We start from the raw sequence: 18,878 nt of genomic DNA, 5'->3' as shown, positions 1-18,878 counted from the left end.
TGTTCTGTCCTGTTTGCTGAAATCGGTCGGCGCGATACATAGGCACGCCGCCGCCGGCTGTAAAGCAAAATGGGCCGGCCCAAGGCCAGCCCATCCGCCCCTGAAAATCGTCAGTAGAGGCCGCCGCCGCCGGACTGGATAGCTTGATTGGCTTGCGGCGACAGTGCGCCACCGGTGGCATTGGAACCATCGGCGCCCATGCCGATCACCCAATAGCTGTCGGCGGGACCGGTGCCCGGCTTGAAGGCTTCGATGATGGTGCCGGGATCGCCCGATGCGGCACGCATGCCGGTCTTGCGATTGATGGCGACCAGGTTCATGCCTTCGGGCACCTTGAAGTCGACATTGGGCGTGCCGTCCAGCGCCACTCGCATGAAGTCCTTGAAGATCGGGGCTGCGAGGCCGCCACCGGTGGCGCCATGGCCGAGGCCGCGCGGCGTGTCATAGCCCATGTAGAGGCCGACGACGAGGTTGGGCGTGTAACCGATGAACCAGGCGTCCTTTTCATCGTTGGTCGTTCCGGTCTTGCCGGCGATGTGACGGCCGAGTTCGCCGATGGTGGCGCCGGTGCCGCGCTGCACGACCCCTTCCATCATCGAGGTGATCTGGTAGGCGGTCATCGGGTCGAGCACCTGCTCGGAATTGTCGACCAGCTCCGGCTCCGGCTGGTTCTGCCATTCCTGCGCATTGCAACCCTGGCAGCCACGTTCGTCCTGCTTGAACACCGTCTTGCCGTAGCGGTCCTGGATGCGGTCGATGAGCGACGGTTTGATCGACTTGCCGCCATTGGCCATGATCGAATAGGCCGACACCATGCGCATCACGGTAGTTTCGCCGGAACCCAGCGCCATTGGCAGATACGGTGCCAGATGGTCGTAGACACCGAAGCGCTCGGCATATTCGACCACCAGCTTCATACCCATGTCATTGGCAAGCCGCACCGTCATCAGGTTGCGCGACTTCTCGATGCCGGAGCGCAGGGTCGCCGGACCGGCGACGGTGCCGTCATAGTTCTTCGGCGTCCAGCTCGTGTTGCCGCTCTGGATCGTGATCGGCCCGTCCATGATGACCGAGGCCGGCGTATAGCCATTGTCGAGCGCTGCCGAATAGACGATCGGCTTGAACGAGGAGCCCGGCTGGCGCATGGCTTGCGTGGCGCGGTTGAATTCGGACTGCGCATAGGAGAAGCCGCCGACCATGGCCAGCACGCGGCCGGTGTGCGGGTCCATGGCGATCAGGCCGCCTTCCACTTCGGGCACCTGGCGCAGGCTGTAGGTGCCCTCGGCACCATCGTTTTTCTGCACGAAGATGACGTCGCCCGGCTTCAGCACCTCCGCCGGCGACTTGGCCTTGACGGTCTTGCCGGCGACCACATGGCGCATGGCAAAACCCATGTCCTCCTTGCTGATGGTGCCTTCGACGCGCTCCTTGACGATCTCGCCCGACGCCTGCCGTGCGGGCTGCAGGCCGATCGACAGGCCGGTCGCCGAACTGTCGAGCACGACGGCGAGCGACCATTCGGGAACATCCTCCAGTCCCTTGACGGCGCCAAGCGGCACGCCCCAGTCGCCCGAGACATCGATCGATGTCACCGGCCCGCGATAGCCGCGCAGCGTGTCGTATTTCATCAACCCGTTCTGCATCGATTTGCGGGCAATGAGCTGGATCTTCGGATCGAGCGTGGTGCGGACGGAGAGGCCGCCTTCGTAGAGCGCATTCTCGCCGTAGCGGGCGATGATCTGGCGGCGCACCTCTTCGGTGAAGTACTCGCCGGCGAACAGATAGGTGCCGCTGCGCCGCGGCGTCACGCCCAGCGGCTCGGCCTTGGCCTTGTTGCCTTCCTCACGCGTGACATAGCCGTTCTCGACCATCTGATCGATGACCCAGTTGCGGCGCTCGATCGCGCGATCGGCATGCTTGAAAGGGTGATAGTTGTTCGGCCCTTTGGGCAGGGAGGCCAGGTAGGCGGCCTCGGCCACGGACAGTTCGTTGACCGACTTGTCGAAATAGGTCAGCGCCGCACCGGCGACGCCATAGGCGCCGAAGCCGAAGAAGATTTCGTTGAGGTAGAGCTCGAGAATGCGATCCTTGGGATAGGCCTGCTCGATGCGGAAGGCGAGGATCATCTCCTTGATCTTGCGCTCGTAGGTCTGGTCCGAGGACAACAGGAAGTTCTTCGCCACCTGCTGGGTGATCGTCGAAGCGCCGACCTGGCGCCGGCCCGAGCCGAAATTCTGCAGGTTGACGATGATGGCGCGGCCGAGGCCGGTCACATCGATGCCCGGGTGATTGTAGAAATTCTTGTCTTCCGCCGACAGGAAGGCCGCCTTGACGCGGTCCGGAATGGCCTGGATCGGCAGATACAGGCGCCGTTCGCGCGCATATTCGGCCATCAGCGCGCCGTCGGACGCATGGATGCGGGTGGTCACCGGCGGCTCGTATTTGGCCAGCACCTCGTAGTCGGGCAGATCCTTCGACAAATGGCCGATGTAGATCGCAACGCCCGCCGCGACCAGAAGGGCCAGCGTCGTGCCGATGCCGAAAAAATAGCCAATGAGACGAATCATACCCGCTCCAGTCCTTGGTTCGGGAATTTCCTAAACGAAGCCGCCTTTCACGCAAGCTTTCGAGCCGGTCCCAATCCGTAATCGAAAACCCTTGTCGCCGCCATGTGGACAAAATACGGCAATGCCTGATTTCACGGCTGCTGGCCGGAAATAAAAGCACTGGGTGTTGTCGTCGCGCAACGCCGCCTCTGGTTGCAGGCGTCGCCGGTCATGTCAACCTCCGGTTCCCGATCCGGCCTTGGCCGACGCGAACAGCGCGACGGCGTTGGTTATGCTCTGGGCCGCCTTGCCGCGCCAGTCGGCGTTGAGCAACTGCGCCTCGTCCTTGGCGTTCGAGAGATAACCGAGTTCGACCAGCACCGACGGCACATCGGGTGCCTTGAGCACCTTGAAACCCGCGGAGCGCTGCGGATTGTTGATAAGACCGACGCTGGTCGACAACTGGCCAACCAGCGTGTGGGCGAAACTCATCGAGAAATTGTGTGTTTCGCGGCGGATCAGGTCGATCAGGATGTCGGTGACTTCCTTGTTGTCGTTCTTGATTTCCATGCCGGCGAACTGGTCGGAGAGGTTCTCACGGTCGGCAAGCGCCTGCGCCTCGGGGTCCGAAGCCTTGTCGGAGACGGTATAGACGGTGGCGCCGCGAATGCCCTTGACGCTGATCGTGTCGGCATGGATCGAAATAAGCAGGTCGGCCTCATGCTGACGGGCAATGCGCACGCGGTCGTCCAGACGCAGGAATTCGTCTGTGTCGCGCGTCATGAACACATCATAATTGCCGACGGCCGCGAGTTTGTCGCGCAGCTCCGTGGCGAAGGCCAGCGTGACGTTTTTTTCGATGGTGCCGTTCAGGCCCTCGGCACCGCCGTCGATGCCGCCATGGCCGGGGTCGATAACCACGGTGAACCGATGACCCGGATTGGAGACCGGCCCGGTGCCGACCCGCCCTCCCTTGTCGGTCGAAACGGTCGATCCGGTGGTCAGCGCCTGATTGGCAAGTGCGGCATCGAACTCGCGTTCGGATGCCGCCGACATATCGATGGCAATGCGGTAGCCGGTTCCGTCCTCGTTTTTGAGCACGTCGAGCTTGTCGACGGCAAAGGGTCCCTTGCCGGTGAGGATCAGACGCGAAACGCCCTCGCCGAGTTCGCCCAGGCGCACGCCCTTGACCAGGCCCCGCGCCTTCAAATCCTTGGCATCCACGGCGAACCTCGTATTCGCGAGATCGATGACAAGACGGTTGGGACCACGCAGCAGGAACCATTTGATATCGGGTTCGCGGTCGAAATCCATGACGATGCGCATCTTGGTGGCATCGCCGGCCATCTTGTAGCCTTTTGCCACGAGCGGAGCGTCGGCGGCACTGGCATTTGCAGACAAGACGGATGAGGCCGCCAGCAGCAGCAAGAGGCAGAAAGCGGCCAGGATCCGGCCGCCGACACGACATCCCTTGTCTGTGAAGTCCGCCAATCCCATCTCTCTTGCAGTCGCTCCCGGTTTGGCGCCCGGCGCCCGGTCGTTTCGTCGAAATGCCGGTTAGGCCGCGAACTCGATTAACGATTGGTATCCAGAGAAGGTTAACCAAGCCTTTTCATGCAGGGCCGCAAGCCTGGCTTTACGCTACGGAACGGCTTTTTGCCGGCATCGGAAATCGGGGTTGCCTTCCACCCCGCCAAATCATAAAAGCGATGGTGGATCACTGCAATCCTGGAACCGCCCTCCTCCGCAGCTTCTTGCTACAGGGTCAGACGTAAAGGCGGCTCCTTTCGCTTCAGGCGAAAAGGGTTCAGGTGATCGCGACGAATTTCGCAGGCGTGCTCCCGTGGCGGGGGAATCGCCTGCGTGAGGAAAACGGCCGGGTTTGTTCCCGTGCCGGCTCTGTATGAGCAAACAAGCTGGTCCGGTTCGTCCGGGCTTTGGTTCAAAAGGTTCTGTTGGTGACGATGGCTTCAAGCGCAATCATGGAAAGGTCCGCATCAAACCGCGCCATTATGGCTGCGGGCGGCACCGCCATGGCGCTCAAGCGGCGGCCGACGGACGTTCAAATATCCGGCACCCACATTCCAGACACGCAGCAGCAGGCTTTGCCTCGCAAGCTGCGGCTGACGGCTGCCGGGGGGAAACGAAATAATGCCCAACAAAATGCTGATAGACGCCTCCCACCCGGAGGAAACACGCGTTGTCGTCATACGCGGTAACCGTATTGAAGAATTCGACTTTGAATCCCAGGACAAGAAGCAGCTCAAAGGAAACATCTACCTAGCCCGCGTAACGCGCGTAGAGCCCTCCCTTCAGGCAGCCTTTGTCGAATATGGCGGCAACCGTCACGGTTTTCTCGCCTTCAGTGAAATCCACCCCGATTACTACCAGATTCCGGTCGCCGATCGTCAGGCACTGCTGCGCGCGGAAGCGCAGGAGGCTGAGGACGAGGAGAACGAGGACGGCGACGGCGATGATCGCCAGAGCCGCGATCGCGGACGGCGCGGCCGCAGGCGCGGCGGCAAGCCCCGCGACCGGGGCGAGCACAAGCGCGATGCAGCCGATTCCGGCGAGGCGAGCGACGCTGCCGACGAGGCAGAAGAAGGTGCCGACGCTGGTGTCGAGGACATCTCGCACACGTCCGAGATCATCGAACATGCGGCTGATTCGTCCGAACATGCTGATGCGTCCGAGCATGGTGAGGATTCGGCCGAGCAGGACGAAGGCGAAATCCGCGAAGGCGGCCCGACGTCGATCGCCGCCTCGGTCGAGGCCGATGTGATTTCCGAAGCCGTCCCGCTGGCCGAACAAGGCAGCGAAGCGACCTCCGGCGACAATGATCGCGGCATGCTGGAAGAAGTGCAGTCCTCGCATCCGGACGATCACGAGGTCGAATCGGTCGGCGCCGAGGATGCGCTGGAAGAAGTGCGCAACCGCCGCAAGCCGGTGCGCCGCCAGTACAAGATCCAGGAAGTGATCAAGCGCCGGCAGATCCTCCTGGTGCAGGTCGTCAAGGAAGAGCGCGGCAACAAGGGCGCGGCGCTGACCACCTATCTGTCGCTGGCCGGCCGCTATTCGGTGCTGATGCCGAACACGGCGCGTGGCGGCGGCATTTCGCGCAAGATCACCAGCGCGGTCGACCGCAAGCGGCTCAAGGAGGTCGTCGCCGATCTCGAAGTGCCGCAGGGCATGGGCGTCATCCTGCGCACCGCCGGCGAGAGCCGCACCAAGGCAGAGATCAAGCGCGACTACGAATATCTGATGCGGCTTTGGGAAAATGTCCGCAATCTCACCTTGCAGTCCACGGCCCCTGCCCTGGTCTACGAGGAAGGCAGCCTGATCAAGCGCTCGGTGCGCGACCTCTACAACAAGGATATCGACGAGATTCTTGTCTCCGGCGAGGAAGGCTACCGCGAGGCCAAGGACTTCATGCGCATGCTGATGCCGAGCCACGCCAAGGTGGTTCAGCCGTTCCGCGACACGACGCCGATCTTCGTGCGCAACGGCATCGAGGCACAGCTCGACCGCATGCTGCAGCCGCAAGTGACGCTGAAGAGCGGCGGCTACATCATCATCAACCAGACCGAAGCGCTGGTTGCCATCGACGTGAATTCGGGCCGTTCCACCAAGGAGCACTCGATCGAGGACACCGCGCTCCACACCAATCTGGAAGCGGCCGAGGAAGTCGCGCGTCAGCTCAGGCTGCGCGATCTTGCCGGCCTGATCGTCATCGACTTCATCGACATGGAGGAGAACCGCAACAACCGCTCCGTCGAGAAGCGGCTGAAGGATCACCTCAAGAACGATCGTGCGCGCATCCAGGTCGGCCGTATCTCGCATTTCGGCCTGATGGAGATGTCACGCCAGCGCATCCGCGCCAGCGTGCTGGAATCGACCATGAAGCCTTGCCCGCATTGCGGCGGCACCGGCCATGTGCGCTCCGATTCGTCGGTCGCGCTGATGGTGGTGCGGGCGATCGAGGAATTCCTGCTCAAGGATTCGCGCAGCCACATCACGGTGCGGACGCCGGCGGCGACAGCACTCTACGTGCTCAACCACAAGCGCGGCACGCTGGTGGAACTCGAAAGCCGCTTCGGGCTGACGATCACCGTCGAGGCCGACGATTCGGTGGGTTCGCAGCACTATGCGATCTTCCGCGGCGCGTTGGCTGAGAAGCCGGAAGGCTTTGTCGAGGCGCGCAGCTTCCCGGCCTATGTCGAGCCGGACGAGCCCGAGGATGAGATTGCCGTCATCGAGGAAGACGACGAGGCGCCGATCCAGGCAGAACAGCCACGCCAGCAGCCGCAGCAACAGCAGCCGCGGCCCGCTGCCGGTGGTGAGGAAGGCGAAGGCCGCGACCGCAAGCGCCGCAAGCGTCGGCGTCGGCGTGGCGGCAAGGATCGCGATCGCGAACATGGCGCCCCTGCGGACGGTGCTTCCGTCTCGGCTCCGGCCGGCGAGTTTTCGGACTCGGACTCGGCAGCCGGAGATGGCGACGCGGAAGCGGACGACAATGCCCCTGTTGGTGTTTCCGAAACTCCTGCCACAGCTGAAGCTTCGGACGAAGGCCAGGGCAAGAAGCGCCGGCGCGGCAAGCGCGGCGGCAAGCGCAACCGCCGCGAAGACGGTGAAGGCGAGGCTGAGGCAAGTGCTGGCGAAGCAGCCGACGCGTCCGAAGGCGAAGTCTCGGCAACCGAGGTGATCGCTAGCGAGCCGGTGGTTACCGCAGCGGCCGAAGAGCCGGTGGTGCTTGCTCCGGCCAATGACGACGCGCCGAGCACGGAGAAGCCGAAGAAGCCACGCCGTGCCGCCAAGCCGAAGAAGGCCGCAGCCGAAATCGTCGCCGAAGAGCCGGCTGCCGAGGCGGAAGCACCGGTCGAGACGCCGGCCACGGCGTCCGACGAAGCAGCGGCTGTCGAGAAGGCACCGAAGGCCCGCCCGTCGCGGCGCAAGCCGGCGGCGGTGAATGCGCCGGTCGAGCCGGTGGTGTCTTCGACCGTAGCGGAAGAACCCGCGGCCAAGGCCGAGGACAAGACCGACGACAAGACCGACGACAAGCCGAAACGCGGCGGATGGTGGCAGCGGAAGGGCTTTTTCTAAGCCTTTCAGCCACCTGAGCTAGTTTGTTGACAAAAATCCCGCGCCGTCTCGAAGACGGTGCGGGATTTTCTTATCTGGCGCTATTCCGGATCGCGAAAGGCTAAAACGCTTCTTTGATTTTTATGCATGTCGTTGTCCCAAAACCGCTGCGCACTTTTGGGCGACATGCATCACGGCGCGAAGATCGACCAGTTCATCATCCTGGCCAGCTTTTCCAGCGCGATCGACCCCAGCTTGGAGTTGCCGTTGGCATTGAGGCCGGGCGACCAGACGGCAAGCGACGCCACGCCCGGCACGATGCCCAATATGCCGCCGCCGACGCCGCTCTTGCCGGGGATGCCGACGCGGAAGGCGAAATCGCCGGAGCCATCATAGTGACCGCAGGTCAGCATCATCGCGCCGATGCGGCGTGCCCGTTCGGCCGACACCACGGAATGCCCGGTCGCCGGGTTCTTGCCGCCATTGGCGAGAAAGCGGCCGGCGAGCGCCAGTTGCCGGCAACTCATTGCGATGGCGCAATGGTGGAAGTAGACGCCCAGCGCAAGCTCCGGCGCATGGTGGAGATTGCCAAAGGATTTCATGTAGTTGGCAAGCGCGAAGTTGCGATAGCCGGTGGCCCGTTCGGACGCCGCGACCTCACGATCGATGATGATCGTTTCGTCGTCGGCGAGGAACTGGATGAAGCGCAGGATTTCGCCGATCGCCTCGCGCGGCTGGTGGCCGGCAAGCAGGATGTCGGAAATGACAATGGCGCCGGCATTGATGAACGGGTTGCGCGGAATGCCGTTCTCATGCTCGAGCTGCACGATCGAGTTGAATGGATTGCCTGACGGTTCGCGGCCTACCCGCTGCCAAAGCGCGTCACCGACATTGCCGAGCGCCAGTGTCAGCGTGAACACTTTCGAGATGCTCTGGATGGAAAATGCCTGGTCGGCATCGCCGGCCATCAGCACGCGGCCGTCATTGGTGACCGCCGCGATGCCGAACTTCTTCGGATCGACCTTGCCCAGCTGCGGAATGTAGGAAGCGACGTCGCCGCGATCGGTGCGCTCGGCCATTTCGGCGGCGACTTCGGCCAATGCCCGATCAAGTTTGGGGGCCTGTTCAAGTTCCGGCATGGTGCTACCTCAACCAGCGTTCGATGCGCACCATTGCCTCGACCATGTCGTCGTGACTGCCGGCATAGGAGAAACGCATGGTCCGGTGCCCAGCCTGAGTGTCGAAGTCGCGGCCGGGCGTTGCTGCAACATGCGCCTCGGCCAGCATCTTTCGCGCGAAGGCCATGCTGTCATTGGTATGCCTGGTGACGTCACAGAACGCATAAAAGGCGCCGTCCATGGGCGCCGCCAGCGGAAAGCCGAGTTCCGGCAGGCGTTTCATCAAGAGCTCGCGATTCCAGGCGTAGCGGCCTTTTACCGCCTCCAGTTCCTCGGTCGCCCTGAACGCTTCGATCGCGGCAATCTGCGATAGCTCCGGCGGCGAGATGTAGAGGCTCTGGGCGACGCGCTCGACCGGCCGCACCAGTTCCTGCGGCAGCACCATCCAGCCGATTCGCCAGCCGGTCATGCAGTAATATTTGGAGAAGGAATTGATCACCGTCACATCGCCGCCATAGGCAAGTGCCGTGGTGTCGGGGGCGGCATAGGCCAGCCGGTGATAGATTTCGTCGGAGATGACGGCGATGCCGAGGTCCTGTGCCGTCCTTACCAGGGCCGCCAGTTCATCGGCTGGTATGACCGCGCCGGTTGGATTGGCGGGACTGGCGAAGAGAACGCCTTTCAGCGGCTTTTCACGATGCGCGGCTTCCAAATGGCCGGCATGCAGGTAGGCGGCGTCGCCGAGCTCGATCTCGACCACCTCGATGCCGAGTGCGGCCATGATGTTGCGGTAGGCAGGGTAACCGGGTGCCGCGATAGCGACGCGGTCACCCCGATCGAACATCGCCAGGAAGGCAAGATTGAAGGCGGCCGACGATCCGGTGGTCACCGCGATCCGGCCGGGCTCGATATCAAGCCCAGAGTGATCGGCGTAGTGTCCGGCTATCGCCTTGCGCAAACCTGCCAGTCCGAGCGCGTCGGTGTAGCCGATGCGCCCATCCTGCAGCGCCTTGGCTGCTGCGGCGCGAACCAGAACCGGTGCGGGATCGGAGGGTTGGCCGACGGCCATCGAAACAACCGGCACGCCCTGGGACTTCAGCCGGTTTGCCTCTGCCAGAATGTCCATCGCATGGAAGGGCTCGACATTGCCACGGCGTGAGAGCGAAACGACCATTTAACCAGTATTCCCGATGACTGACGGCGCCAGGCACTGGCGCATGTGCCGCACAAATGCCCGATTGATGTGAGGATCACAAGTTGAGGAAGTTTCCGGCGCCGACTTTTCATCTTTCGCCCGCTCGTCTACCAGTGGACACATCATGTTGAGCCGACCCAGATCGACGATTGCCCAGGCAGCGCGCGTCTTCGCGACGCTTTCGCTTGGCCTTGCCGTTGCAATGTCGAGCTCGGTCAGCGCCTTCGCCCAGAACGTGCCGGTGGTGCGCGACGCCGAGATCGAGGCGCTGGTGCGCGATTACGCGCGGCCGATCTTCAGGGCGGCCGGCCTGGCGAATGACGGCATCGACATCGTCCTGGTCAACGACCAGAGTTTCAACGCCTTCGTCACCGGGCGTCGGCTGTTCATCAACACCGGCGCGCTGATGACGGCTGAAACGCCCAACGAGATCATCGGCGTCATCGCGCACGAAGCCGGTCATATTGCCGGCGGCCACCAGCAGAAGCTGCGCGACCAGCTCGAACGAGCCAAGACGATGGCCGTCATCGCGACATTGCTTGGCGCCGGCGCCATTGTCGCCGGTGCCACAACCAGCAGCCGCGGTCTCGCCGGCGCCGGCATGGGCGTGGCTGCCGGCGGCGGCGAAATGGCACAGCGCAGCATCCTCGCCTATCAGCGCACCGAGGAGATGACGGCCGACCGCTCGGCGATCACCTATCTCAACGCCACCGGCCAGTCCGGCATGGGCATGCTGAAGACATTCCGCCGCTTCCAGACCGCACTTTCGCTTTCGGGCGCCCAGGTCGATCCGTATCGGATCAGCCATCCGATGCCGCAGGACCGCATCGCCAATCTCGAAGTGCTGGTGAAACAGGACCCCAATGTCGACAGGCCGGACCCGCCCGCGCTGCAGCAGCGCCATGACATGATGCGGGTGAAGATCGCCGTTTACATGGAAGGCCAGGCGGCCGCGTCCCGGCTGATGCGAAAGATGCAAGGAACCCTCGCCGCCCAGTACGGCGACGCCCAGTCGACCTACCTGTTCGGCAACATCGCCGCCGCCCTCGCCAAGACCAATGCACTGATCAAAGCGCAACCGAAGAATGCCTACTTCCAGGAACTGCGCGGCGACATCCTGATGAAAGCCAACAAACCCAAGGAAGCCGCGGACGCCTATGCCAAGGCGGTCAGCCTCGATTCGGCTCGGTCCGGTCTGCTGCCAGTGTCCGTGGGCCAGGCGCTGATGGCCGTCGGCACGCCCGACTCCCTCAAAAAAGCCGTCGTGCAGATCAACAATGGCCTCGGTCGCGACAAGGAAAATTCAGCCGGATATCGCTATCTGGCGCAGGCCTATGGCGAGTTGGGCGACATACCTGGCGCTGAACTTGCCACCGCTGAAAGCCATTTCTATTCCGGCAACTACAAGGATGCGAAGATTTTCGCCATGCGGGCGCAGCAGCAGATGAAACGCGGCGAGCCGCGCTGGCTTCGCGCCCAGGATATCATAAACTACAAGCCATCAACCAAAATCAAGTGAACCTTCCGGCCCCGCGCCACGACATAGCCAGACCGGAAAACAGGCAGAAGGAACAGGAACGATGAAAAAGGCACTGCTGCTGGGCACCACGGGGGTTGCGGTCGCTCTGGCCATGCTGGCTTTCGGATTCGTTGCCGGAAACCCGCAGATCGCCAAGGCCGGGACCGCACAGCCGGTCGAGACGGCGGCGGCCGATACCAAGATCGACCGCACCGAGGTCGAAGGCATCATCCGCGACTATTTGTTGAAAAACCCGGAAGTCCTCCTGGAAGTCCAGGATGCGCTTGAGGCCAAGCAGAAGGAGGAGCAGCGCATCGCTCATCTCGGCGTGATCAAGGATGCCAAGGACCAGATCTTCAACTCCGCCTTCGACGGCGTCGTCGGCAATCCGACCGGCAAGGTCACCATCGTCGAGTTCTACGACTATAATTGCGGCTTCTGCAAACGTGCCATCGACGACATGAAGGCGCTGACCAAGACCGATCCGGACCTGCGTTTCGTGCTCAAGGAATTCCCCATCCTCGGACCGGATTCGCAGAAGGCGAGCGTGGTCTCGATGGCCTTCCACCTGATGCACCCGGAAAAGTACGGCGAGTTCCACAATGCGTTGCTCGGCGGTCAGGGACGCGCCACCGAGGCGGCGGCCATGAAGGTCGCGCTGTCGCTCGGCGCCGACGAAGCGGCGCTGCGCGAGAAGATGAAGGACCCGACAATCAACGAGGCCCTCGCCAAGACCTACGATCTTGCCAACAAGCTGGCGATCACCGGAACGCCGTCCTATGTCGTCGGCAACGAGGTGGTGTTCGGGGCGCTCGGGCAGGAAGTGCTGGCTGAAAAGATCGAGGCGGCGAAAGCCGCGCTCTGATCTTGCTCGCCAGCTATCTCTCACTGGCACATTTCCGCCTGTTGTGGACAGTGAAAGAACGCACTTGCGCTCTTTCCGCGGGCGGCTATGCCCATTATAGAGGGCCCAGCGCGCCGGCTTGATGACGGCGCCGGGAAAGGTCGGCTTTTTTGAAAACGGTTTTCGTCCTGAACGGTCCCAATCTCAACGCGCTCGGCAAGCGCGAGCCGGGCATCTATGGCGGCAAGACGCTTGCCGCGATCGCCGACGACTGCAAGCAGGCAGGCACGGCGCTGGGGTTCGAGATCGATTTCCGCCAGTCGAACCATGAGGGCGACCTTGTCGACTGGATTCAGGAAGCCGGCGACAAGGCCGTCGGCATCGTCATCAATCCGGGCGCCTACAGCCACACCTCGATTGCCATCCACGACGCCATCCGCGCCGTCGCACCATTGCCGGTGGCCGAAGTTCATCTTTCCAACATCCATGCGCGGGAACCATTCCGCCACGTCTCCATGGTCGCGCCGGTCGCCGTCGGCATGATCTGTGGCTTTGGGCCGCTCGGCTATACGCTGGCGCTACAGGCGCTGGCCGCACGCCTATGACCGGCCAACAAACAGAAGGCTCGAAAATGTCGATAAAGAAGACCGGTGTTGACCAGCAACTGATCCGCGATCTGGCGGGCATACTGAACGACACCAACCTCACCGAGATCGAGGTTGAACTGGGCGACCTGAAGGTGCGCGTCTCGCGGCAGGCGCCGGCCGTTCATGCAATCGCGGCGCCGCAACCGGCCTATGCGCCGGCAGCAGCGCAGGCTGCCGCCGTTGCCGTGCCTGTGGTGGCGGACCTTTCCAAGAATGCGGTCACCTCACCGATGGTCGGCACGGCCTATTTGGCGCCGTCGCCGGACGCCAAGGCATTCATCGAAGTCGGCCAGAAGGTCAAGGAAGGCCAGACGCTGCTGATCATCGAAGCAATGAAGACGATGAACCAGATCCCCTCGCCACGCACCGGCACGGTGACCGCGATCCTTTTCGAGGATTCGCAGCCGGTCGAATATGGCATGCCGCTCGTCGTGATCGAGTAGAGCGGGCCTGATGTTTCAGAAGATCCTCATCGCCAATCGCGGCGAAATCGCCCTCCGGGTGCTGCGCGCCTGCAAGGAACTCGGCATCCAGACGGTGGTGGTACATTCGACCGCCGATGCCGACGCCATGCATGTGCGGCTCGCGGACGAGAGCGTCTGCATCGGTCCGCCGCCATCGCGCGACAGCTATCTCAACATCCATCAGATCGTTGCGGCCTGCGAAATCACCGGCGCCGACGCCGTGCATCCGGGCTACGGCTTCCTGTCGGAGAACGCCAAGTTCGCCGACATACTGGCCGCGCACAACATCACCTTCATCGGTCCGTCCGGCGACCATATCCGCATCATGGGCGACAAGATCGAGGCCAAGCGAACCGCCAAGCGCCTCGGCATTCCGGTCGTGCCCGGTTCGGACGGCGCCGTCACCGACCAAAAGGAAGCCAGGCGCATTGCCGCCGAGATCGGCTATCCCGTGATCATCAAGGCATCGGCCGGTGGTGGCGGGCGCGGTATGAAGGTAGCGCTTACAGAGGCCGACCTTGAGGTCGCCTTGCAGACGGCGAGCACGGAAGCCGGTGCGGCCTTCGGCGACGATGCGGTCTACATCGAGAAATACCTGGAAAAGCCGCGCCATATCGAGGTGCAGGTGTTCGGCGACGGCTTTGGCCGCGGCGTGCATTTCGGCGAGCGCGACTGTTCCTTGCAGCGCCGCCACCAGAAAGTCTGGGAAGAGGCGCCCTCGCCGGCCCTCAATGCCGAAGAGCGCGCCCGTATCGGCGGCATCTGCGCCAAGGCGATTGCCGACCTCGGCTATTCCGGCGCCGGCACGATCGAGTTCCTCTACGAAAATGGCGAGTTCTATTTCATCGAGATGAACACGCGCCTGCAGGTCGAGCATCCGGTGACGGAAGCGATCACCGGCATCGATCTCGTGCATGAGCAGATCCGCGTCGCTTCCGGCGGCGGCCTCTCGGTGAAGCAGGAGGACATCAAGTTCAACGGCCACGCCATCGAATGCCGCATCAACGCCGAGGACCCACGCACCTTCACCCCCTCGCCCGGTACGATCACCCATTTCCACACACCGGGTGGTCTGGGCATCCGCGTCGATTCCGGCGTCTATTCCGGCTACAAGATCCCGCCCTATTACGATAGCCTGATCGGCAAGCTGATTGTACATGGGCGTAACCGCGTCGAGTGCATGATGCGCCTGCGCCGCGCCCTGGACGAGTTCGTCGTCGACGGTATCAAGACGACGCTGCCGCTGTTTCGCGATCTCGTCGGCAATGCCGACATCGCCAATGGCGATTATGACATCCACTGGCTGGAAAAATACCTGGCCAAGGAAGAGTAGCGCGGAGACGCGATGACCCGCCCCTACGCGCCCGGCTATCGCATCCCCACCGACCTGCTGCTCAAGGCCTACGCCTCGGGCGTCTTCCCAATGGCAGAAAGTGCCGGCGACCCGGAGGTGTTCTGGGTGCGGCCGGAGACACGTGGCATCATCCCGCTTGACGGCTTTCACACGCCGAAAAGTCTCTGGAAAACGATCAAGAAACATCCCTTCGACATCCGTTTCGATTTCGATTTCGAGGCGACCATCGACGGCTGCGCCGAAAAGCGCGCGGAGCGGCGCTCGACCTGGATCAATGCGCCGATCCGCGAAGCCTATATCGAGTTGCATCGGATAGGCCATTGTCATTCGGTCGAAGCGTGGCGTGAGGACCGGCTGGTCGGCGGCCTCTATGGCGTGTCGCTCGGCCGGGTGTTTTTTGGCGAGAGCATGTTCGCCAGAGAGACGGACGCTTCCAAGACCTGCCTCTTCTACCTCGTCGAGCGCTTGAAGGCGCGGGGCTTTGCTCTGCTTGATACGCAGTTCACCACCGAGCACCTCAAGCGGTTCGGCGCGGTCGACGTGCCGCGCGGCAAGTATGAGAAGATGCTCGCCGATGCGTTGAAGGGCGAGGCAATATTCTATCCCTGAGGATTGAGCCTACTTCCCGGTAGCGGCTTCCAATGGCGTCTGCGAATGGAACATCATCTTCCAGCCGTTGGCGCGATGGACGTAGCCGGTGCTGACCAGCGCGGCATAAGCCTCGCCATTTTCCCGTGTCGCACGCGCCTCGTAAGTCAGCATGATGATGTCGCTGCCCGGCTCGATAATGCCCTTGAGATCCATTCGCAGGTTGCGCCAGCGGTTGGGCTTGGCCGCGGTCTTGGCCAGATCCGCATTGTCCATCGCCTGTGCCATCTGCGGAAATGCCACCAGGCATTCGGTGTCGGCGTTGGCCGCGTAGTAGGCGGAGTCGCCCGTCCAGAACCCCTTTTCGAGTTCCAGCAATTCGGCCTTGCTAGCCGTGATCCGTTTGCTGTCTGACATCGGAAGATCCTCCTTACGCATGAATGTGCGCTCGTCCGTGGCCCAACGCATTGTGGCCAGGACGGTTCCGGGGGATCAGTTGGTGTCGGTAGTATCGGGTTCCGAAGCGTCCGGCTCCGTCACATCAGGCGTTGTGACGTCCGGAGTGGTCGCGGCTTCCGGTTTGGCTGCGGCGGGCTTGGGAGCCTCCGCTTTGGTTGCGTCAGCCTTGGCTCCGTCGGGCGCCGGCACATCCGACTTCTGCTTGCAGGCCTTCAGCCAGACGTCGTAGACGGCATGCTCGACGGCGTTGAGGCCGGGGCTTTCGGCAAACATCCAGCCGGTGAAGATGCGGCGGATCTTGCGGTCGAGCGTGATCTCGTCGACCTCGACGAAGGAATCGGTCTTCGGCGCCTCCGCCTGCGGCCGCGAATAGCAGACGCGCGGCGTCACCTGCAAAGCGCCGAACTGCACCGTCTCGTCGATATAGACATCGAAGGTGATGATCCGGCCGGTGATCTTGTCGATACCGGCAAACTCGGCAACGGCATTGGTAACCCGGTCCGCTCCCGCGGGCGGCGCCGGCGCGGGTGCCGCGGGCTCAGGCGAAGCGGCGAAGGCCACGGTGCTGACGGCAAGACCGGCGGCTAGCGCCAGACTGGCCGATATTGAGTAAGAAAAGCTCATGCAAAGATACCGGTGGTTCGCGCCCGGGTGATTCTGTCGATCGCCAAGGCTAGTCGCCGTTTTCTGATCAGCAAGCAGCTAAACACCAATTGTGGCGATAAAGGACCGGCTTGCACCCTGTCGCTACGACCCGGGTGTCCAGGCATCGTAGTCGCCGGTGACCTGCGGGCGATGCTGATTGGTGAGCACCGAGCCCTTCGGGCGATAGGCCGCCGGGCTGCCGGTCAGATTGGGCTGATGCGGCTTCTGCCAGTCGCGTGGCTTGTAGTCCTCGCTGGACGGCGCGACGTCGACACGGTGGTGCATCCAGCCGTGCCAGCCGGGCGGTATCGCCGAAGCTTCCGAATAATTGCGGTAGATGACCCAGCGGCGCGTGCGGCCTTCCGAATCGATGCCGCCTTCGTAGTAAAAATTGCCGGTCTCGTCCTGGCCAACCTTCTTGCCATACCGCCACGTGTGCAGGCGGGTTCCTATCGTCTGGCTGTTCCACCAGGTGAAAAACTGCGTAAGGAAAGTCTTCATTTCAAAACCCTCGCGCCGGCAGCGCCCGTTTCCTGCTTATGGCGTCAGGCCTTGCCGAAGGCAAGGGTTTTGCCACGGCGTGTGCGCAAATGGCTTTCCCGAAACCCGACACAAGCCTGTGATCCTGCCGGTGGCTGCATGCACGCTTGCCAAGCCTTTGCGGTGTTTCTAAAGCTCTGCGCGCCCATGCTTGTATCCAGCCCGGCTTGAGGCCAAAGGAGGTGACGATTGGCCACGGAATTGCCGACCACCGACATGCGCATCAGCGCCGAGGCGATTCGCCACCGCAAGGGCGGCGCGCCGATCGTTTGCCTGACCGCCTATACCTATCCCATAGCCCGTCTGCTTGATCACCATGTCGATCTGCTTCTGGTCGGTGACAGTGTCGCCATGGTCCTCCATGGCCACAAGACGACACTGGGTGCCTCGCTGGAGATGATGATCGCACATGGGCAAGCCGTGATGCGCGGCTCGGCCAGTGCCTGCGTCGTCGTCGACCTGCCGGCTGGCAGCTATGAGGTCACGGCAGAACTTGCCGTCGCCTCGGCGCGGCGGGTCGTCGACGAAACCGGCTGCCAGGCGGTGAAGCTCGAAGGCGGCGTCGAAATGGTTAGCCAGATCGCGGCCATCGTCGCCGCCGGCATTCCGGTCATGGGGCATATCGGCCTGCAGCCGCAATCGGTCGAGAAGGACGGCGGCTACAAGATCAAAGGCCGCACCGAGGAGGCTGTTGCGGCATTGCTTCGCGATGCGCTCGCCGTCGAGAACGCCGGGGCTTTCTCGGTGGTCATCGAAGGCACGGTCGAGAGGGTCGCCGCCGATATCAGCCGCCGCCTCGCCATTCCAACCATCGGCATCGGCGCCAGCGGCGACTGCGACGGCCAGATCCTGGTCATCGACGACATGGTCGGGCTGACCGTCGATCGCGTGCCGAAATTCGTCAAGGAATACGCCGACCTGCGCAGCGCGATCTCGCATGCCGCAAAGAGCTATGCAGCAGAAGTGCGAAACCGGACCTTCCCGGGCCCCGGCCATGTCTTTTCGGCGACAAACAGCAGGGATGACGCATGAGCCAACCCGTCGTCGTCGACAGCGTTGCCGCACTTCGCACGCAAATCCATGACTGGCGCCGTGACGGCCTTCGTGTCGCCATGGTGCCGACTATGGGCGCTTTGCACGACGGGCACATCTCGCTGGTCAGGATCGCGCTCGAAAGAGCCGAGCGCTGCGTCGTGTCGATCTTCGTCAACCCGACACAGTTCGCGCCGAGCGAAGACCTCGACAAGTACCCGCGCCAACTCGCCCGCGATCTCGACCGGCTCGGCGCGGCAAAGGCCGACCTTGCTTTCACACCGACGGTTGGCGAGATGTATCCCGCCGGCTTCGCCACGAAAATCTCGGTCGGCGGCCCCTCCGCCGGGCTCGAATCGGACTTTCGGCCGACCTTTTTCGACGGCGTCGCCACCGTGGTGGCAAAGCTCCTCCTGCAGGCAACGCCCGACTTTGCGGTCTTCGGCGAGAAGGACTACCAGCAGCTTTGCGTGGTGAGACAGCTCTGCGGCGATCTCGACCTGCCCGTCGAGATCGTCGGCGCCCCGACGATACGCGACGCGCATGGTCTCGCCATGTCGTCACGCAACGCCTATCTCGATGAGGCCGAACTGAAGGTCGCCCGCCAACTCAACGTGATATTGCGCAAAACGGCAGTGGCTCTGGCGGGCGGCGCCGACCAGAGCGACGCAACCGAAGAGGCCAGCCGCGCCCTCATCGCCGTCGGCTTCCAGAAGGTCGACTATGTCGAGGCACGCGAAAGCCTGACGCTTGCGCCATGGCGTCGAAACCGCGAAGGGCGTCTTCTCGCAGCAGCATGGCTCGGCAAGACCAGGCTAATCGACAATGTGGGGGTTCCCGCTGCCTAG

Annotated in this window: 16 protein-coding genes; 9 read left to right on the top strand and 7 right to left on the bottom strand. The window is 62.9% G+C overall.

The annotated features are described in order from the left end of the window. Nucleotides 1-110: 110 nt before the first annotated feature. Both RPF88_RS06120 and RPF88_RS06115 read right to left on the bottom strand, forming a co-directional pair. Nucleotides 111-2,567 (bottom strand): penicillin-binding protein 1A, encoded by a 2,457-nt coding sequence (locus RPF88_RS06120; protein ID WP_013531366.1) that lies wholly within the window; start codon nucleotides 2,565-2,567, stop codon nucleotides 111-113. A gap of 213 nt (nucleotides 2,568-2,780) precedes the next feature. Then, nucleotides 2,781-4,043: an N-acetylmuramoyl-L-alanine amidase gene (locus tag RPF88_RS06115; protein ID WP_337121967.1), complete on the bottom strand. Its 1,263-nt coding sequence runs from the start codon at nucleotides 4,041-4,043 to the stop codon at nucleotides 2,781-2,783. 654 nt (nucleotides 4,044-4,697) lie between these two features. Between RPF88_RS06115 and RPF88_RS06110 the strand changes: the two genes are divergently transcribed. Further along, nucleotides 4,698-7,646 (top strand): Rne/Rng family ribonuclease, encoded by a 2,949-nt coding sequence (locus tag RPF88_RS06110; RefSeq protein ID WP_013531364.1) that lies wholly within the window; start codon nucleotides 4,698-4,700, stop codon nucleotides 7,644-7,646. 170 nt (nucleotides 7,647-7,816) lie between these two features. Here the strand turns inward: RPF88_RS06110 and RPF88_RS06105 are convergent, their stop codons facing one another. Both RPF88_RS06105 and RPF88_RS06100 read right to left on the bottom strand, forming a co-directional pair. After that, nucleotides 7,817-8,764: a glutaminase gene (locus tag RPF88_RS06105; protein WP_013531363.1), complete on the bottom strand. Its 948-nt coding sequence runs from the start codon at nucleotides 8,762-8,764 to the stop codon at nucleotides 7,817-7,819. 4 nt (nucleotides 8,765-8,768) lie between these two features. After that, the gene (locus RPF88_RS06100) at nucleotides 8,769-9,917 is read right to left on the bottom strand and encodes a pyridoxal phosphate-dependent aminotransferase (RefSeq protein WP_337121966.1); all 1,149 of its coding nucleotides are present in this window, start codon (nucleotides 9,915-9,917) and stop codon (nucleotides 8,769-8,771) included. 145 nt (nucleotides 9,918-10,062) lie between these two features. Between RPF88_RS06100 and RPF88_RS06095 the strand changes: the two genes are divergently transcribed. From RPF88_RS06095 to aat, 6 genes are all read left to right on the top strand, one after another. Then, complete coding sequence (locus tag RPF88_RS06095) at nucleotides 10,063-11,457, top strand: M48 family metalloprotease (protein WP_224675719.1); 1,395 nt, start codon at nucleotides 10,063-10,065, stop codon at nucleotides 11,455-11,457. 61 nt (nucleotides 11,458-11,518) lie between these two features. Further along, nucleotides 11,519-12,322, top strand: coding sequence for a DsbA family protein (locus RPF88_RS06090; protein WP_013531360.1), 804 nt, complete (start codon nucleotides 11,519-11,521; stop codon nucleotides 12,320-12,322). A gap of 149 nt (nucleotides 12,323-12,471) precedes the next feature. Continuing rightward, entirely contained in the window at nucleotides 12,472-12,906 is a 435-nt protein-coding gene (gene aroQ / locus RPF88_RS06085) for a type II 3-dehydroquinate dehydratase (protein ID WP_013531359.1), read from the top strand. Nucleotides 12,907-12,932: 26 nt separating this feature from the next. Continuing rightward, nucleotides 12,933-13,391, top strand: a complete 459-nt coding sequence (gene accB, locus RPF88_RS06080) for an acetyl-CoA carboxylase biotin carboxyl carrier protein (RefSeq protein ID WP_056584659.1) — start codon at nucleotides 12,933-12,935, stop codon at nucleotides 13,389-13,391. 10 nt (nucleotides 13,392-13,401) lie between these two features. Then, complete coding sequence (accC, locus tag RPF88_RS06075) at nucleotides 13,402-14,745, top strand: acetyl-CoA carboxylase biotin carboxylase subunit (protein ID WP_013531357.1); 1,344 nt, start codon at nucleotides 13,402-13,404, stop codon at nucleotides 14,743-14,745. Between the two features lie 12 nt (nucleotides 14,746-14,757). Continuing rightward, the gene (aat, locus tag RPF88_RS06070; RefSeq protein ID WP_024503883.1) at nucleotides 14,758-15,375 is read left to right on the top strand and encodes a leucyl/phenylalanyl-tRNA--protein transferase; all 618 of its coding nucleotides are present in this window, start codon (nucleotides 14,758-14,760) and stop codon (nucleotides 15,373-15,375) included. A gap of 9 nt (nucleotides 15,376-15,384) precedes the next feature. Here aat and RPF88_RS06065 read toward each other — a convergent pair whose 3' ends face one another. From RPF88_RS06065 to RPF88_RS06055, 3 genes are all read right to left on the bottom strand, one after another. Continuing rightward, complete coding sequence (locus RPF88_RS06065; protein ID WP_013531355.1) at nucleotides 15,385-15,771, bottom strand: hypothetical protein; 387 nt, start codon at nucleotides 15,769-15,771, stop codon at nucleotides 15,385-15,387. Nucleotides 15,772-15,846: 75 nt separating this feature from the next. Next, nucleotides 15,847-16,437, bottom strand: coding sequence for a DUF2155 domain-containing protein (locus tag RPF88_RS06060; RefSeq protein ID WP_013531354.1), 591 nt, complete (start codon nucleotides 16,435-16,437; stop codon nucleotides 15,847-15,849). 123 nt (nucleotides 16,438-16,560) lie between these two features. Continuing rightward, nucleotides 16,561-16,959, bottom strand: a complete 399-nt coding sequence (locus tag RPF88_RS06055; RefSeq protein WP_013531353.1) for an NADH:ubiquinone oxidoreductase subunit NDUFA12 — start codon at nucleotides 16,957-16,959, stop codon at nucleotides 16,561-16,563. A gap of 255 nt (nucleotides 16,960-17,214) precedes the next feature. Between RPF88_RS06055 and panB the strand changes: the two genes are divergently transcribed. Together panB and panC are read left to right on the top strand one after the other, a co-directional pair. Further along, entirely contained in the window at nucleotides 17,215-18,030 is an 816-nt protein-coding gene (gene panB / locus RPF88_RS06050; RefSeq protein WP_337123855.1) for a 3-methyl-2-oxobutanoate hydroxymethyltransferase, read from the top strand. Next, nucleotides 18,027-18,878, top strand: coding sequence for a pantoate--beta-alanine ligase (panC, locus tag RPF88_RS06045; protein ID WP_337121963.1), 852 nt, complete (start codon nucleotides 18,027-18,029; stop codon nucleotides 18,876-18,878). Before panB ends, panC begins: the two co-directional genes overlap by 4 nt.

The sequence above is a fragment of the Mesorhizobium sp. ISC11 genome, from assembly GCF_037162595.1.
Classification (GTDB): Bacteria; Pseudomonadota; Alphaproteobacteria; order Rhizobiales; family Rhizobiaceae; genus Mesorhizobium; species Mesorhizobium ciceri.
Note: the sequence above shows the minus strand (reverse complement) of the source record. Positions and strands in the feature narration are given on the sequence as shown.

Bases quoted from the DNA above. Each gene is read 5' to 3' on its own strand.
- RPF88_RS06120 (WP_013531366.1), bottom strand. From the start codon at position 2,567: ATGATTCGTCTCATTGGCTATTTTTTCGGCATCGGCACGACGCTGGCC.
- RPF88_RS06115 (WP_337121967.1), bottom strand. From the start codon at position 4,043: ATGGGATTGGCGGACTTCACAGACAAGGGATGTCGTGTCGGCGGCCGG.
- RPF88_RS06110 (WP_013531364.1), top strand. From the start codon at position 4,698: ATGCCCAACAAAATGCTGATAGACGCCTCCCACCCGGAGGAAACACGC.
- RPF88_RS06105 (WP_013531363.1), bottom strand. From the start codon at position 8,764: ATGCCGGAACTTGAACAGGCCCCCAAACTTGATCGGGCATTGGCCGAA.
- RPF88_RS06100 (WP_337121966.1), bottom strand. From the start codon at position 9,917: ATGGTCGTTTCGCTCTCACGCCGTGGCAATGTCGAGCCCTTCCATGCG.
- RPF88_RS06095 (WP_224675719.1), top strand. From the start codon at position 10,063: ATGTTGAGCCGACCCAGATCGACGATTGCCCAGGCAGCGCGCGTCTTC.
- RPF88_RS06090 (WP_013531360.1), top strand. From the start codon at position 11,519: ATGAAAAAGGCACTGCTGCTGGGCACCACGGGGGTTGCGGTCGCTCTG.
- accB (WP_056584659.1), top strand. From the start codon at position 12,933: ATGTCGATAAAGAAGACCGGTGTTGACCAGCAACTGATCCGCGATCTG.
- accC (WP_013531357.1), top strand. From the start codon at position 13,402: ATGTTTCAGAAGATCCTCATCGCCAATCGCGGCGAAATCGCCCTCCGG.
- aat (WP_024503883.1), top strand. From the start codon at position 14,758: ATGACCCGCCCCTACGCGCCCGGCTATCGCATCCCCACCGACCTGCTG.
- RPF88_RS06065 (WP_013531355.1), bottom strand. From the start codon at position 15,771: ATGTCAGACAGCAAACGGATCACGGCTAGCAAGGCCGAATTGCTGGAA.
- RPF88_RS06060 (WP_013531354.1), bottom strand. From the start codon at position 16,437: ATGAGCTTTTCTTACTCAATATCGGCCAGTCTGGCGCTAGCCGCCGGT.
- RPF88_RS06055 (WP_013531353.1), bottom strand. From the start codon at position 16,959: ATGAAGACTTTCCTTACGCAGTTTTTCACCTGGTGGAACAGCCAGACG.
- panB (WP_337123855.1), top strand. From the start codon at position 17,215: ATGCGCATCAGCGCCGAGGCGATTCGCCACCGCAAGGGCGGCGCGCCG.
- panC (WP_337121963.1), top strand. From the start codon at position 18,027: ATGAGCCAACCCGTCGTCGTCGACAGCGTTGCCGCACTTCGCACGCAA.